Here is a 14,349-nt window from a genome sequence, read left to right as displayed (position 1 = left end):
TTACATCGAGACGCTGGCGGTGGGGGCATAGTCCGGCATGTCGGTGGACTCGTAATTGAAGGTGACGTCCTTCCAGACCTCCAGTGCCGATTTCAGTGGCGTGCAGGTCTGTGCCGCCTTGGCGAGAATCTCGGGGCCTTCATGCAGATAATCGCGGCCTTCGTTGCGGGCGAGAATCATCGCTTCCAGAGCGACACGGTTGGCGGTGGCGCCCGCCTGGATTCCCATGGGATGACCGATGGTGCCGCCACCGAACTGCAGCACCACGTCTTCACCGAGATGGTCGAGCAATTGATGCATCTGGCCGGCGTGAATGCCGCCTGACGCCACCGGCATCAGCTTGTTGAGACTGGCCCAGTTCTGATCAAAGAACACGCCGTGCTCGAGCTGCATCCGATTGAAGTCCTCGCGGCAGATGTCGTAGTAACCGCGCGTCGTCGCGGGATCGCCTTCGAGCTTGCCGACAACCGTTCCGGCGTGAATATGATCGACGCCGGCGAGCCGCATCCATTTCGCGATCACGCGGAATGATACGCCGTGGTTTCGTTGCCGTGTGTAGGTCGAATGCCCCGCCCGATGCAGATGCAGGATCATGTCGTTGCGGCGCGCCCATTTCGCCATCGACTGGATCGCGGTGTAACCGATCACCAGATCAATCATGATGACGACAGAACCGAGCTCCTTGGCGAACTCCGCACGCTCGTACATGTCTTCCATGGTACCGGCGGTGACGTTGAGATAGGTTCCCTTGATCTCGCCGGACGCCGCTTGGGCCTTGTTGACCGCCTCCATGCAATAGAGAAACCGTTCGCGCCAGTGCATGAACGGCTGCGAATTGATGTTCTCGTCGTCCTTGGTGAAGTCGAGCCCGCCCTTTAGCGCCTCATAGACCACGCGCCCGTAGTTGCGCCCCGACAGGCCGAGCTTCGGCTTCACGGTGGCGCCAAGCAGCGGACGTCCGAACTTGTCCATGCGTTCGCGCTCGACCACGATCCCGGTCGCCGGGCCCTGAAACGTCTTCACATAGGCCACGGGCAGCCGCATGTCCTCGAGCCGCAGCGCCTTCAGCGGCTTGAAACCGAACACGTTGCCGATGATCGAGGCCGACAGATTGGCAATCGATCCGTTCTCGAACAGGTCGAGATCATAGGCGATGTAGGCGAAATATTGCCCCGGCGAATTCGGCACGGGATCGACGCGGTAGCATTTGGCGCGATATTTCTCCGCCGCCGTGAGACGATCCGTCCATACCACCGTCCAAGTCGCGGTCGAGGATTCGCCGGCCACCGCCGCCGAGGCCTCGATCGGATCGACGCCATCCTGCGGCGTCACCCGGAACAGCGCGATGATGTCGGTGTCCTTCGGCTCGTAGTCGGGCTCCCAGTAGCCCATCTTCTTGTATTCCATCACGCCGGACTTGTAGCGATCCTTGCCGCGGACGGTCATCGATTGCTCGTTCATGATATTCTCCTCAATGGTGCTGACCGGCGAAATCCGGATCGAAAGGTTTTCCAGTCATTCGGCGGCGGACGCGATATTTCCGATGCGCGGATCAAGCGCGCCGGATCGATAGCGCCTGGCCATGTTCGATAGCGGCATCACCCTGATCCTGCTGGCGTGGCCGGCGGTGCCGAATTGCTCGAAACGCTCGCGACAGAGCTCGCGCATCTGGTCCATCGCCGGCTTGAGGAATTTCCGCGGATCGAATTCGCTTTTGGTCTGGGTCGCGACTTTCCGGAATGCCGCGGTCATCGCCAACCGGCAGTCGGTGTCGATATTGACCTTGCGGACGCCGTGCCTGATGCCGCGGACGATCTCCTCGACCGGCACGCCCCAGGTCTGCGGCATCTCGCCGCCGAATTGATTGAACGCGTCCTGCAGCGGCTGCGGCACCGAGGACGAGCCGTGCATCACCAGATGCGTGTTCGGAAGACGGCGGTGGATTTCCTCGACCACTTTCATGGCGAGGATCTCGCCGTCCGGCTTGCGCGAGAACTTGTAGGCGCCGTGCGAGGTCCCCATCGCGATCGCCAGCGCGTCGACCCTGGTGGCGCGAACGAAATCGACCGCCTGATCGGGGTCGGTCAGCAACTGATCGTGGCCGACCTTACCTTCGACGCCATGGCCATCCTCCTGTTCGCCGCCGCCACGTTCGAGTGAGCCGAGCACGCCCAGTTCACCTTCCACCGAGGCGCCGATCCAGTGAGCCATCTCGACCACGCGGCGGGTGATATCGACGTTGTAGTCATACTCCGCCGGGGTCTTGGCATCGGCCTTGAGCGAGCCGTCCATCATGACCGAGGTGAAGCCGTGTTGAAGCGCGGTGGCGCAGGTGGCCTCCTCATTGCCGTGGTCCTGATGCAGGCAGAGCGGAATCTGCGGATACATCTCCTCCAGCGCGTCGATCATCTTCGACAGCATGATGTCGTTCGCATAGGAGCGCGCGCCGCGCGAAGCCTGGATAATGACGGGCGCATCGACGCCCGCCGCCGCTTCCATGATCGCAAGGCCCTGCTCCATGTTGTTGATGTTGAATGCCGGCACGCCGTAGTCGTGCTCGGCCGCATGATCCAATAGCTGCCTCAGGGTAATTCGTGCCATCGCCGTCTCCGTGTCCTTCCTTGTCGCGCGAAACGCGTCATGTGTGGGTCGTCGCCATTCTCGACCGCGCGAGGCAGCGCCGGGCGGTTTCCGCGACGGCCTCCGCGGTGATGCCGAATTCGCGATACAGCACCTCCGCCGGCGCGGAGGCGCCGAAACCGCTCATGCCGACGAATTCGCCGCTGTCCCCGAGCCAACGCCCCCAGTCGCCCTCGACCGCGGCCTCGACGCCAATCCTTGGCACGCGTCCCAGCACGGCGGTGCGGTATTCGCGCGATTGCTGGCGAAACAGATCGAAGCACGGCGCCGAGACGACCGCGGCGCGGATGTTGTTCTGTTCGAGCAGTTGGGCGGCCACCAGGGCAATCGTGACCTCGGAGCCCGTCGCGATCAGGGTGACGTCACGGCCCTGCTCCGGCTCGACCACCACATAAGCGCCGTAGGCCACCAGATTGGCGTCCGCCGTCGCGTCGCGGAACGCCGGCAGCGCCTGCCGAGACAGGCACAGCACCGAGGGGGTGGTCTCCGCGCGCAGCGCGCAGTCCCAGGCTTCCGCGGTTTCGATGGCGTCAGCGGGCCGAAACACCAGCAGGCCGGGAATCGCCCGCAGCGCCGCGAGGTGCTCGACCGGTTGATGGGTCGGCCCGTCCTCGCCCAGTCCGATGGAGTCGTGCGTCATCACATGGATGACGCGGATACCCATCAGCGCCGCCAGCCGGATCGCCGGACGGCTGTAATCGGCGAAGGTCAAGAACGTGCCGCCGTAGGGAATGAAGCCGCCATGCAGCGCGACGCCGTTCATCGCCGCCGCCATCGCGTGCTCACGAACGCCATAGTGAACATAATCGCCTTCGAAGAAATCGCTCCGCACCGGCCGCTGCGTCCTGGCGCGGGTGAGGTTGGAGTGAGTGAGGTCGGCCGAGCCCCCCAGCAAGTTCGGCAGGACTTCCGCAATGGCGTCGATCACCAGTTGCGACGCCTGCCGGGTAGCGATGGTAGGCCGCTCGGTGCCGAAGCGGTTTCGGAGCTGATCCATTGCGCCGGCGTATTCACACGGCAATTTCCGATTCAGCGCATCATGAAACGGCGAGCGCGCAGGAGAGTGATGACGCCTGGTCCGCTCGATCCAGTTCCGCCGGGCCGCCTGCCCTCGCGTCCCGATCGTGCGCCATTGCTCGGCGATTTGTTGCGGAATCTCGAATGGCTGATAGGGCCAGTTCAAAGCAGCGCGCGTCCTGGCGACTTCATCGGCGCCCAGCGGCGCACCATGCGCCTTTTCGGTACCCTGCCGGTTCGGCGCGCCGAAACCGATCACCGTGCGACAGGCGATCAGCGATGGCCGGTCACTGCCGCGCGCGCGTTCGATCGCCGCGGTGATGGCTTCCGGATCGTGCCCGTCAATACGGCAGGTCGACCAGCCTGAGGCCTGGAACCGCACCAGCTGGTCATCCGAACAAGACAGCGACGTCGATCCGTCAATCGAAATTTCGTTGTCGTCAAACAGGACGATCAGCCGGTTGAGCCGCAGGTGCCCGGCCAGTGAAATCGCCTCATGGCTCAAGCCCTCCATCAGGCAGCCGTCGCCGGCGAGCACGTAGGTATGATGATCGACGAATTCGTCGCCGAAGCGTGCATTCAGCAGCCGCTCGGCCAGGGCCATGCCGACCGCCGTCGCGATGCCCTGCCCCAGCGGCCCGGTGGTAGTTTCCACCCCGGGCGTATGGCCATATTCAGGATGACCTGGCGTTTTGGAGCCCCACTGCCTGAATGCCCGGAGCTGGTCCGACGTCACGGCCTCGTAGCCCGTCAGATGAAGCAGCGCGTAGAGCAACATCGAGCCATGGCCGGCGGACAAGACAAACCGGTCGCGGTCGGGCCACGCCGGATCGACGGGGTCGAACTTGAGGAAACGCGAGAACAGCACCGTGGCGACGTCGGCCATGCCCATCGGCAGGCCCGGATGTCCCGACTTTGCCTTTTCGACCGCATCGATGGCCAGGAAACGAATCGCGTTCGCCATCTCGGAATGCGCAACATGCGCGCGGCCGGTAAAGGATTGGAGAGCGTGAACACTCATGCTGTGCGCCTCTTGCGTTCCATCAGTTGCAGGATCAGTGGGGTGAGGATGAGCTGCATTGCGAGGTCGAGTTTGGCCCCGTGAATCACGATCGAATTGGCGCGCGACATGAAACTGTTCGGAATCATCGACAGCAGATAGGGGAAGTCGATGCCGCGCGGATTCCTGAGCCGGATCACCACCATCGATTCGTCCGGCGTCGGGATCCAGCGCGCGATGAACGGATTCGATGTATCGACCGTCGGTACCCGCTGGAAATTGATGTCGGTCTCGGCGAATTGTGGGCAGATGTAGTTCACGTAGTCCGGCATCCGCCGCAGGATGGTGTCGGTCACCGCCTCCGCGCTATAGCCGCGGTCGCTGCGGTCGCGATGCAGCTTCTGGATCCATTCCAGATTGATGACCGGTACAACGCCGATCTTGAGATCGGCATGTTGCGCGATATTGACCTTGTCGGTCACCACAGCGCCATGCAGGCCTTCATAAAACAGCAGATCGGACTCTTCCGGCAACGGGCCCCATTCGGTAAACGTGCCGGGCGCCGCGCCGCATTGCTTGGCCTCTTCATCGTCGTGGACGTAATGACGCGTCGTTCCGGTGCCGGATTCGCCGTAGTCGCGAAACAATCTCTCCAGCTCTTCGAAAAGATTGGTTTCGGGGCTGAAGTGGCTGAAATGCCTGTTGCCGCGCTCGGCCTCTTCCGCCATTTTCGTGCGCATCTCGAAACGATTGTAGCGATGAAAGGCGTCGCCCTCGATATAGGCCGCGGCGACCTTTTCACGACGAAAGATATTCTCGAACGTCTTCTTCACCGACGTCGTGCCGGCGCCCGACGAACCCGTGATCGAAATGATGGGATGACTGCGCGACATCAAGGATTACCCCGTCAGAGAAACAGACCACGCCGCGCAAACAGCGGTGCGTCGCTGTTGTCGAACATCGGCTCGATACCTCCGTGAATGGCAGTGACGTCGCGAACCCCGCGAACCGAGCCCATGATCAACGGCACACGCTGGTGCAGCGTTCTGGCACCAAGTTCGAGAATTCGCCGGCGCCCGGTCGACGCCGCGCCGCCCGCCCATTCCATCACCAGAGCCATCGGATGCGCTTCGTAAAGAAGGCGCAGACGTCCTTCGCGATATCCGGGGCGAGCGTCCGCCGGATAGAGAAACACGCCACCGCGCACCAGGATGCGAAGGGACTCCGCGACCAGCGAACCGATCCACCGCATATTGAAATCCGCGCCGCGGTCGCCGTTGGTACCGGCCAGACATTCGTCGATGTAGGCCCGAACCGGCCCGTACCAGTGCCTTCGATTGGACGCGTTGATGGCGAATTCGGGCGTATCAGGCGCGACCTGAACCTTCATCGCGCTCAGCACGAACTCCCGCGCGCGCCTGTCGAGAATGAAGATATCGACGCGCGCGTTGAGCGCGAGAACGAGCGTGGTTTGTGGGCCATAGACGACGAAACCCGCGGCGCATTGCGCCGTGCCAGGCTCAAAGAAAGTCGAGAGAACATCATTGCCCGTTGGGCGGATCGAGAAGATGGTGCCGACCGAGATGTTGTTTTCGAGATTGGCTGATCCGTCGAGCGGATCAATCGCGATGCAGAGCGGCGCATCGGCATTCAAGATTTCCGGCAGTGGCGTTTCCTCGGAAAGAATCGCCGCCAGCGGGGCACCGCGCAACGCGCGCCGGATCAGTTCGTCGGCGATGACATCGATGTCTTTCTGCTGATCGCCGTCCGCGTTGATGCCGCCATTCCGTCCGGTGATGCCAGCGAGCGGCCCATCTGCGATCAGCGCAGCCATTTCGATTGCCGCGACGGCAACAGCCTCGATCACTTCGCCCATCGCGATGCCGTGCGGCGCCTGCGACGCACAGCGATCAAGATGTGAACGCAGCGTCATGCGTTCGTCCATGGCCGTCTCCCTGTGCCCTCTTCCGGGGCGCCCGTCACCGCCGGTTCGGCGAGCCGTTCCCGTAGCGAAGCGCAATTTGCAGAATTAGGGAAATTTTGTTATCTTCTAATAGACCAAAGTTTTCTTTATAATGGTGGCGACCATGGCAGGCCGGTCCTTGCGGGAATTGACGATCCGCCAGTTGCGTGCGCTGGCCGCGGTCCAGAAGAGCAAATCAGTCACCGCTGCGGCCAAGCAGCTCCATCTCACGCAACCCGCGGTTACACTGCAGCTTCGCAACCTGCAGGCGCTCGCAGGGCTGCCTTTGATCCAGCGGACCGGCGATGGCATGCTGCTGACGGATGCCGGGCGCGAAGTGCTCGCGCTCACCAACCGGATAGAGGCCGCGATTGCGGATTGCGAAACCTCGCTGGAGATGATGGCGGGGAAAACCGCGGGCCGCATATCAATCGGCGCCGTCAGCACCGCGAAATATTTCGTGCCCTTCATGATCTCCGGATTTTCGAAGCGCCACCCGAACATCGATGTCACGCTCTTTATCGGAAACCGGCAGGAGATCGGCACGGCGCTACGTGGCTATGATCTCGATTTTGCGATCATGGGCCGGCCTCCGGCAGACATCGAGATGAACGTGCATCTGATCGGCGATCATCCCCACGTCATCATTGCGCCGACGGGGCATCGCCTGGCACGAAAATCCCGCATCGCGCTGAGCCAGCTCGAGTCTGAAACGTTCCTGACGCGTGAACCCGGATCCGGAACACGCGGCCTGATGGAGCAAATGTTCGAAACCGCCCGCATCCGCCCGAAAATTGGCCTGGCGATGAGCAGTAACGAAACCATCAAGCAGGCGGTGATCGCCGGACTCGGCATTGCGTTCATTTCCGCGCACACCGTCGCCTCCGAGCTCGACGAACGACGATTGGTTACGCTCAACGTCGATGGCCTGCCGGTGGTCCGGCAATGGTTCGTGCTCTCTCGCAAGGACAAGATCTTGCTGCCGCCGGCGCAGGCGATGCTCGATTTCCTCAGCGCCAAGGGAGCTCAGTTTCTGCCGAGAGCCCATGGCCGGATTCGTCTCACCCGGATGTCAGGCCGCGGCAAGCGCTGACGACGCCTCTCTGTTCGGGTTCGTGCGTCAAGTATCAATCATCCCGACAAATGGCGACGCGTCGACATTCTTCCAAACTGTTGGGCCTGGAAGGCCGAGCTAGTTGGCGAGCTTGATGCCGGCATCCTTGATCACTTTCGCCCATTCGGGCGTTTCTTTCCTGATGACCGCGGTAAACTCAGCCGGCGTGTTGCCGACCGGCTCGAGGCCAAGCTCGTCGAACTTCCTGCGCACCTCCGGCATCGCCAGGGCCTTGACGGTTTCGCCGAACAATTTATCCAGAACATCCTTCGGCGTGCCGGTCGGCGCGAGCAGCCCGAACCACGGCACGGCCTCGAAGCCAGGGAATCCGGATTCCGCCATGGTCGGCAGGTCGGGCGCCAGGGCCGAGCGCTTGATCGAGGTGATCGCCAGCGCGCGCAATTTGCCTTCGCGCGCGAGCGGCACCACGTTCACGATATTGGCGAACGACATGGTGATCCGGTTGGCGAGCAGGTCCGGCATCAACGCCGTGGTGCCGCGATAGGGCACCGCTGCAATATCGACATGCGCCATGTATTTGAACAATTCGGCGGCCAGATGCTGCGACGTGCCCACGCCGGCATGGCCATAGGAGAGCTTGCCGGGCTCCGCTTTGGCGAGCGCCACCAGTTCCGCCACGGTCTTGACCGGCAGCACGGACGGAACGGCGAGCACGTTCGCCGCGATGAATACCTGCGAGATCGGTGCGAAGTCCCTGAGCGGGTCGAATGGCAGTGTTTCATACAGGCTCGGACTGATGACCAGCGACGGGTTGCCGCCCATCAGCAACGTGTAGCCGTCGGCGGCCGCCTTGGCGACGCGCTCGGTGGCGATGTTGCTGCCGGCGCCGGGAATATTCTCGACCACGAACGGCGCGCCCCAGACTTCCGCAAACCGGTCGGCCAGTATGCGCGCCGCAAGGTCGGGAGCCGTGCCGGGTGTGAAGCCGACCAGGATTTTCACCGCCCGGTTCGGATAACCGGATTGCGCCGATGCCGTCTGCGCCGCCAGCAGCACAAGCAGGGCGGCGAACAGGTTCGCGGCGAGCTTCATCGTTCCCTCTATCGTCCCGCATGCCCGTTTGCCCGGTCTTTGCCGTCGGACTTGACGGCAAGTGTGGCACCGGCGAGCAGTGCCCGCAAGGCGGCCCAGAGCGCGATCGGCTGCCAGCAGCCGCGGCACCGGTGAGCGTGACCACAGCCTCGAACAACCGGATATCTGGTCGGCGACCGCTTCGCGCGACAAGAAGTCAGTCGCGAATATCGACCGCAGGCATCACATCTCATCTTTCGAGGAGAGCACGACGGAAAGCAAAGTCGAGGCGTACCGGGAAGCGGCGTGCGGATCCATGTGCGGCGCGACGGCGAGATATTCCTTTACGGCCGCGAGCGCCGGCCGGCTGCGATCCGTCAGCCTTGCCAGCGTGGCTGCAACCGCGGAGTCGAGTTCCGCCGCCGGCACCACCTCGCTGAGAAAGCCCAGCGCCAGCGCCTCGGCCGCGCCGATTTTCGCCCTTGTGTAGATGAGGTGCATGAGCCGCTTGGGCGGCACCTTGCCGAGTACGGCCGAGATGGCGAGGGTTGGGGGCAGGTTTGTATCCATTTCCGGGAGAGAAAACGTTGCCCCCTCGGCTGCAATCGACAGATCGCATTGCCCGACCATTGCACAACCAAATCCTCGCGCCTCGCCCTGCACGACCGCGATAACCGGGACCGGCGTCGCGCGGATATCCTCGTAGAGGTCCAGAATCGGTTGCGTGATGCCAGTTCGCATGGCCAGTGCGCTCTTCGGTTTCGCGGGAGCGGGGCCCGGGTCTCTCCCGAGACAGAAGTGCTCTCCTTGCGCCCGAATAATGACGGCTTTGACCGAGGGATCGGCGCCGCTCTCGCGAATGGCATGCCCTAGCGCCGAGACATCCTCGGTCATCAAGCGGTTGCCGTGATCCGGGCGGCTCAACGTTATGGTGGCCGTGAAATTGGCTTCGTCGTGAATTACGAAAAACGGAGCACTTTCCATCGTTGTCCTTTCGGGAGTACGGCTTTAGGCAGGAATGCCTTCGAGGCAGGTGACGTCACGTCGTCGTCAAGTCAGCCCTTGATCGTGTTGCGGACGCCATGAAACAGCACCTTTAATCCGGAGATCGGCTTTGCGGGATCCTGCGCTTCGCCTTCGGCGCCGTCCTGAGGTCCAAGTTGGGCCGCGAAGTTGCGGGCAAACTCGTTCATGATCACCTGGGCCGTATTCTGGATCAAAGCGGCGCCGCGCCCGTATTGGGCAATCGAACCAGCCAATTGTACATCGGTGTCGACAAGCACGCGGGTGCCTTCAGGCGCGCTTACGAGGGCGAACACAACGTTCGCCTGCGCGGTCCCTCTCGCCTTGGTCTCGGAACCGCTTGCCTCCGCCGCCACGCGATGGTTCGCCTCATCGACTTCCTTGTAGATCAGCTTGCCCTTGAAATTGAGGAGCACGGGTCCAAGCCGAACCGAGATTGTACCTGCATAGGTTCCATCCTCGCTTTGCTCGAGCAATTTCGCGCCGGGCGCGCAGCGCGCAACACGCGGAATGTCGTTTAACATCGTCCATGCCTCCGCGGGCTGAACGGGAACCGAGAATTCGTTATGAATCTTCATGATGGACCCTTTTGCCGGGCGTTACGAAATTACGCGACCTGCTGCGCATATGCGCCCGCTTCTTCAAGAGCCTGCACGATGCGGTTGGGCATCAGCGGGGTTTCGGCGAAACGAACTCCGAACGGTGACAGCGCATTCTCGACCGCAGCAATAATCGCGGCCGCGGCCGGGATGGTTCCTCCTTCGCCTGCGCCCTTGACACCAATCGGATTCAGGGGCGAGGGAGTTTCGACATGAGCGATTGCACAGGTCGGGACGTCGGTTGCCATTGGAAGCAGATAGTCCGCGAAAGTCGTGGTCAGCGGCTGCGCGTTCTCGTCATACTGCATCCACTCCAGCAGTGCGTTGCCGATGCCGTGGGCGACGCCGCCCTGCACCTGCCCATCGACGATCATCGGATTGATGACGTTGCCGCAATCGTGCGCCACCGAATAGTTGAGAATTTTGACGGCTCCTGTGCCCACATCCACTTCAACCTCCGCCACATGCGTCCCACTGCAGTAAGAAGCCTGCGTTGGCGCGAAATAAGCGGTATGTTCGAGGCCTACCGGCTGACCGGCGTCCAGAGAAAACCCCGGCATGCCCTGCGCGGCGCGCGAAAGCTCTCCAAATGATATGGCCGGACGATTGCCGCCTCGTCCGATCGCTTTTCCATCCTCCAGATCGATTTCGCTTTCGGGCAAACCAAGCGCCCGCGACGCCAGTTTCAGTATTGAAACGCGTACATGGTCGCCGGCGATCGATGCTGAGGAGCCGGCGTTGACCGCGAGCCGGCTCGCGAAAGCTCCGACGCCGCTGGCGATTCCTGCGGTGTCGCCGATCGTGACGGCGACATCTTCAATCCGACAGCCAACCCGATCGGCAACGATCTGGGCAAGCGTAGTGCGCGTCCCCTGTCCTTGGCTGGTCGCCCCTGAAGTGACCCGCACCTTTCCGTCGGGAAGAATACGCACCGTCACCCCCTCGAACGGCCCAAGGCCGGTTCCCTCGACATAAGAGGCGACGCCGATGCCGATGAAGCGCCCGAGTGCCCTCGCGCTGGCCTGTCGTTCCGGAAAACCCTGATAGCCTGCGAGGTCGAGCGCGGCATCGTGCCCGCGCGGGTAGTCGCCGCTATCATAAATCAGCGGCTTTCCGTCGCGGAAAATCAGCCCCACGGAATAGGGCATCTGCTCGGGGCGGATGTAGTTGCGACGACGCAGTTCCGCCGGGTCGAGCCGGAGTTCACGCGCAACCCTGTCCATCAGCCTTTCCATTGCGAACACGGCTTGCGGCCGGCCGGCGCCACGAACCGGCGTCGTTGCCACTTTGTTGGTGAAAGCTACCGTGCATGCGAGACGATAGGCCGGGACGACGTAGGGACCCGGCATCGTCGCGCCCGCGATGTAGGGCATGATAATACCCCACGGGACGAACGCTCCGGTATCGTGCAGCATGTCGCCGCGGACACCGAGGATATTCCCGTCATTGTCCACCGCGATCTCTACGTTCCAATACTGGTCGCGTTCCTGCGTAGCGCAGAGGAAGTGTTCGCGCCGGTCCTCGATAAATTTGACGGGACGACCGAGCGCACGGGAAGCGTGCGCGACGACGGCGTCTTCCGGGTAAAAGATCGCCTTGGGTCCGAAACCTCCGCCGACATCAGGCGCGATGATACGGATGCTCTCCACATCGACGTCAAGGACTTCGGCGAGCATCCGTCGCGCGATGTGCGGCGTTTGAGTGGAAGACCAGAGGGTCAGGCTGTCGGTCGTGACATCGGCCTGGGCCAGCACGCCGCGCGTTTCCATGGCCATGCCGCCACCGCGGTGTTGCCAAAGCTCCTCGCGAAATACATGAGGGGCTGACGCAAATGCGGCATCAACGTCGCCGTAGTTCATCACGAACTCGGATACGACGTTGCTGTCGAGATCGGCGTGCGCCCGTGGGGCGCCGGCGGCAAGCGCCGCACGGACGTCACTCACCGCTTTAAGCACTTCGTACTCGACCTCGATCGCAGCCAGAGCGTCCTCAGCCAAATAGCGATTGTCGGCGACGATAATCGCCAGCGCCTGCCCGACATAGCAGACTTCATCGACCGCCAGACTGTGCTGCGTTCGCAGCGTCGACATCGTTGCATTGGGAAGCAGCAGCGGCATTCTCTGCTTGCGCATGCGTTCAGGCAGGTCCGCCGCCGTCAGAACGGCGTGGACGCCCTCGCAACGCAGCGCCGCGGAGGTGTCGATCGACTTGATCCGGGCGTGCCCGTGAGGGCTTCGCAGGAACGCCGCATGCAAAGTCCCCGCAATTTGGATGTCGTCGACGTAGCGGCCCTTGCCCGAGACCAGGGCGACATCCTCAAAGCGGGTGACGCGAGCGCCAAAATTCTTCGATCCCATCACGCGGCTCCCTTGATACCCTTGAGATGTTCGGCGGCGGCGAGCGCCGCGCGCACCGGGCCGGCGTATCCAGTGCACCGGCAGAGATGTCCGGTGAGCACTTCGCGCACTTCCTGCTCTGTGGGATCGGGATTGTCAGACAGCAGTTCGGTTAGAGTCATAAGCATGCCGGACGTGCAGAAACCGCATTGCAGGCCGTGATGCTCCTGAAATGCCTGCTGCAGAGGGCTGAGGCCGACGGCGACGTTCAACCCCTCCACGGTCGTCAAGGTTCGGCCATTCATTTGAACCGCGAAGGTCAAACAGGATCGGGCGGAGCGGCCATCGATCAGCACCGTGCAGGCTCCGCAGACCCCGTGTTCGCAGCCAAGATGCGTGCCGGTCAGGCCGATTTCGTGTCGGAGAAAATCAGCCAGCGTCATGCGTGCTTCGACGACGCGGGCATAAGTCTGCCCGTTGATATTGACGGAAATCGAATGGGTTGTCGTCACGCCGTTTCTCTTTTCTTTGTCGTCATTCTCGACGATGCCTCGCGAAGGGCTCGTGTCGTCAACACACGGGCAAGGTGCCGCCGATATGTTGCATCGCCATGGATGTCCCCCGTCGCTTCGACATCTCCAGCCAGACTGGCGACGCGCGCGATGATGCTTTCGTCCAGAACCTGCCCCACCAGGGCCGTTTCCGCTTCATCGCGGCGGATGGGACGATCTGCGACGCCGCAAAGCGCAACGGAGGCCCGCTCGATGACGCCATCGTGGTTCGCATCGAGCAGGACTGCCGCTCCGGCCACCGCAAAATCTCCGTGCCGCCGCGCGTACTCCTGGAATGAATAGCCGTGCCCCAGCCGCCAAGGCCGGATATGAACGGCAACAAGAATCTCGTCATACCCCAGTGCGGTCGTCATGAAGCCGTTGGTGAAGTCGCGCATCGGAACGACGCGCGCTCCGGCGGCTCCAACAATTTCGATTTCGGCATCGAGCGCAAGGCACACCGTGGGCAGCTCGGCTGCCGGGTCCGCATGCGCCAGGCTGCCGCCCAAGGTTCCACGATTGCGCGTCTGCCGGTGTCCGACATGGGCCAAGGCCGCCTTGAGGAGAGGAACCTTGTTCGCGAGGGCGGCGGAGAATTCGATCTCGCGCTGACGCGTCATCGAACCGATCCGCAGGATTTGAGCGTCGAAATGCAATCCCGACAGACTGGCGATATTGCCAAGATCAATGAGATGATCCGGCATGGCGTAACGGAAATTCATCATTGCCACGAGGGATTGGCCCCCGGCGATAACTTTTGCGTTGTCCAAAGTGGCAAGGAGGGCGACAGCTTCATCGAGGCTGGCCGGCGCATGATATTCAAATGGCGCGGGCTTCATTGCCGATCTCCCATTCGGACCGCACGCATCGGCATCGAGACCTCCCACTTCCAATTTTTGAATGCGGCTCTATTTCAGCCGGTGCTGCCTGATTACGATCAGGTCTGGCGATCTTGTTCTCTTGTAAAGAACGGTTGTTCCAACTACAGCGTAGCCCGTCTACGCATCCTGTCAACGATCATCGTAATGATTGGTTTCGGTTGACGGGAGGCTATCCTCATGTTCAATTAATAGA

Annotated in this window: 12 protein-coding genes; 1 reads left to right on the top strand and 11 read right to left on the bottom strand. The window is 62.2% G+C overall.

All coding sequences use genetic code 11. The annotated features are described in order from the left end of the window. From E8A46_RS23715 to E8A46_RS23695, 5 genes are read right to left on the bottom strand one after another with little or no spacing between them, the layout of a single operon-like run. A complete protein-coding gene (locus E8A46_RS23715) occupies window positions 1-1,461 on the bottom strand; it encodes a form I ribulose bisphosphate carboxylase large subunit (protein ID WP_291566439.1) in 1,461 nt (486 codons plus the stop codon). Between the two features lie 54 nt (window positions 1,462-1,515). After that, window positions 1,516-2,601, bottom strand: coding sequence for a class II fructose-bisphosphate aldolase (gene fba / locus E8A46_RS23710; protein ID WP_291566438.1), 1,086 nt, complete (start codon window positions 2,599-2,601; stop codon window positions 1,516-1,518). 37 nt (window positions 2,602-2,638) lie between these two features. Continuing rightward, on the bottom strand, window positions 2,639-4,678 hold the full coding sequence (tkt, locus tag E8A46_RS23705; RefSeq protein ID WP_291566436.1) for a transketolase: 2,040 nt from the start codon (window positions 4,676-4,678) through the stop codon (window positions 2,639-2,641). Next, on the bottom strand, window positions 4,675-5,550 hold the full coding sequence (locus E8A46_RS23700; RefSeq protein WP_291566434.1) for a phosphoribulokinase: 876 nt from the start codon (window positions 5,548-5,550) through the stop codon (window positions 4,675-4,677). The genes tkt and E8A46_RS23700 overlap by 4 nt, the downstream gene beginning before the upstream one ends. A gap of 14 nt (window positions 5,551-5,564) precedes the next feature. Further along, a complete protein-coding gene (locus tag E8A46_RS23695) occupies window positions 5,565-6,602 on the bottom strand; it encodes a class 1 fructose-bisphosphatase (protein WP_291566432.1) in 1,038 nt (345 codons plus the stop codon). Between the two features lie 142 nt (window positions 6,603-6,744). Between E8A46_RS23695 and E8A46_RS23690 the strand changes: the two genes are divergently transcribed. Continuing rightward, window positions 6,745-7,713, top strand: coding sequence for a LysR family transcriptional regulator (locus E8A46_RS23690; RefSeq protein WP_291566430.1), 969 nt, complete (start codon window positions 6,745-6,747; stop codon window positions 7,711-7,713). Window positions 7,714-7,812: 99 nt separating this feature from the next. On the opposite strand, the gene E8A46_RS23685 is transcribed toward E8A46_RS23690, so the two are convergent. The 6 genes from E8A46_RS23685 to E8A46_RS23660 form a co-directional block, all read right to left on the bottom strand. Continuing rightward, window positions 7,813-8,787, bottom strand: a complete 975-nt coding sequence (locus tag E8A46_RS23685) for a tripartite tricarboxylate transporter substrate binding protein (RefSeq protein WP_291566428.1) — start codon at window positions 8,785-8,787, stop codon at window positions 7,813-7,815. Window positions 8,788-9,009: 222 nt separating this feature from the next. Next, window positions 9,010-9,750: an enoyl-CoA hydratase-related protein gene (locus tag E8A46_RS23680; protein ID WP_291566425.1), complete on the bottom strand. Its 741-nt coding sequence runs from the start codon at window positions 9,748-9,750 to the stop codon at window positions 9,010-9,012. A gap of 71 nt (window positions 9,751-9,821) precedes the next feature. Next, window positions 9,822-10,367: an SRPBCC family protein gene (locus E8A46_RS23675; protein ID WP_291566423.1), complete on the bottom strand. Its 546-nt coding sequence runs from the start codon at window positions 10,365-10,367 to the stop codon at window positions 9,822-9,824. A gap of 29 nt (window positions 10,368-10,396) precedes the next feature. Further along, on the bottom strand, window positions 10,397-12,745 hold the full coding sequence (locus E8A46_RS23670) for a xanthine dehydrogenase family protein molybdopterin-binding subunit (protein WP_291566421.1): 2,349 nt from the start codon (window positions 12,743-12,745) through the stop codon (window positions 10,397-10,399). Further along, on the bottom strand, window positions 12,745-13,236 hold the full coding sequence (locus E8A46_RS23665; RefSeq protein WP_291566419.1) for a (2Fe-2S)-binding protein: 492 nt from the start codon (window positions 13,234-13,236) through the stop codon (window positions 12,745-12,747). Before E8A46_RS23665 ends, E8A46_RS23670 begins: the two co-directional genes overlap by 1 nt. Further along, window positions 13,233-14,114, bottom strand: coding sequence for a xanthine dehydrogenase family protein subunit M (locus E8A46_RS23660; protein WP_291566417.1), 882 nt, complete (start codon window positions 14,112-14,114; stop codon window positions 13,233-13,235). Before E8A46_RS23660 ends, E8A46_RS23665 begins: the two co-directional genes overlap by 4 nt. Window positions 14,115-14,349: the final 235 nt, after the last annotated feature.

Source organism: Bradyrhizobium sp. (assembly GCF_004799445.1).
GTDB lineage: Bacteria > Pseudomonadota > Alphaproteobacteria > Rhizobiales > Xanthobacteraceae > Bradyrhizobium.
This window is presented reverse-complemented; position numbering and strand designations above follow the sequence as displayed.

What these genes read in the sequence shown, in the direction of transcription:
- E8A46_RS23660 (WP_291566417.1), bottom strand. Translation starts at nt 14,114, where the DNA reads ATGAAGCCCGCGCCATTTGAATATCATGCGCCGGCCAGCCTCGATGAA.
- fba (WP_291566438.1), bottom strand. Translation starts at nt 2,601, where the DNA reads ATGGCACGAATTACCCTGAGGCAGCTATTGGATCATGCGGCCGAGCAC.
- E8A46_RS23675 (WP_291566423.1), bottom strand. Translation starts at nt 10,367, where the DNA reads ATGAAGATTCATAACGAATTCTCGGTTCCCGTTCAGCCCGCGGAGGCA.
- E8A46_RS23670 (WP_291566421.1), bottom strand. Translation starts at nt 12,745, where the DNA reads ATGGGATCGAAGAATTTTGGCGCTCGCGTCACCCGCTTTGAGGATGTC.
- E8A46_RS23695 (WP_291566432.1), bottom strand. Translation starts at nt 6,602, where the DNA reads ATGGACGAACGCATGACGCTGCGTTCACATCTTGATCGCTGTGCGTCG.
- E8A46_RS23680 (WP_291566425.1), bottom strand. Translation starts at nt 9,750, where the DNA reads ATGGAAAGTGCTCCGTTTTTCGTAATTCACGACGAAGCCAATTTCACG.
- E8A46_RS23715 (WP_291566439.1), bottom strand. Translation starts at nt 1,461, where the DNA reads ATGAACGAGCAATCGATGACCGTCCGCGGCAAGGATCGCTACAAGTCC.
- E8A46_RS23700 (WP_291566434.1), bottom strand. Translation starts at nt 5,550, where the DNA reads ATGTCGCGCAGTCATCCCATCATTTCGATCACGGGTTCGTCGGGCGCC.
- E8A46_RS23690 (WP_291566430.1), top strand. Translation starts at nt 6,745, where the DNA reads ATGGCAGGCCGGTCCTTGCGGGAATTGACGATCCGCCAGTTGCGTGCG.
- E8A46_RS23685 (WP_291566428.1), bottom strand. Translation starts at nt 8,787, where the DNA reads ATGAAGCTCGCCGCGAACCTGTTCGCCGCCCTGCTTGTGCTGCTGGCG.
- tkt (WP_291566436.1), bottom strand. Translation starts at nt 4,678, where the DNA reads ATGAGTGTTCACGCTCTCCAATCCTTTACCGGCCGCGCGCATGTTGCG.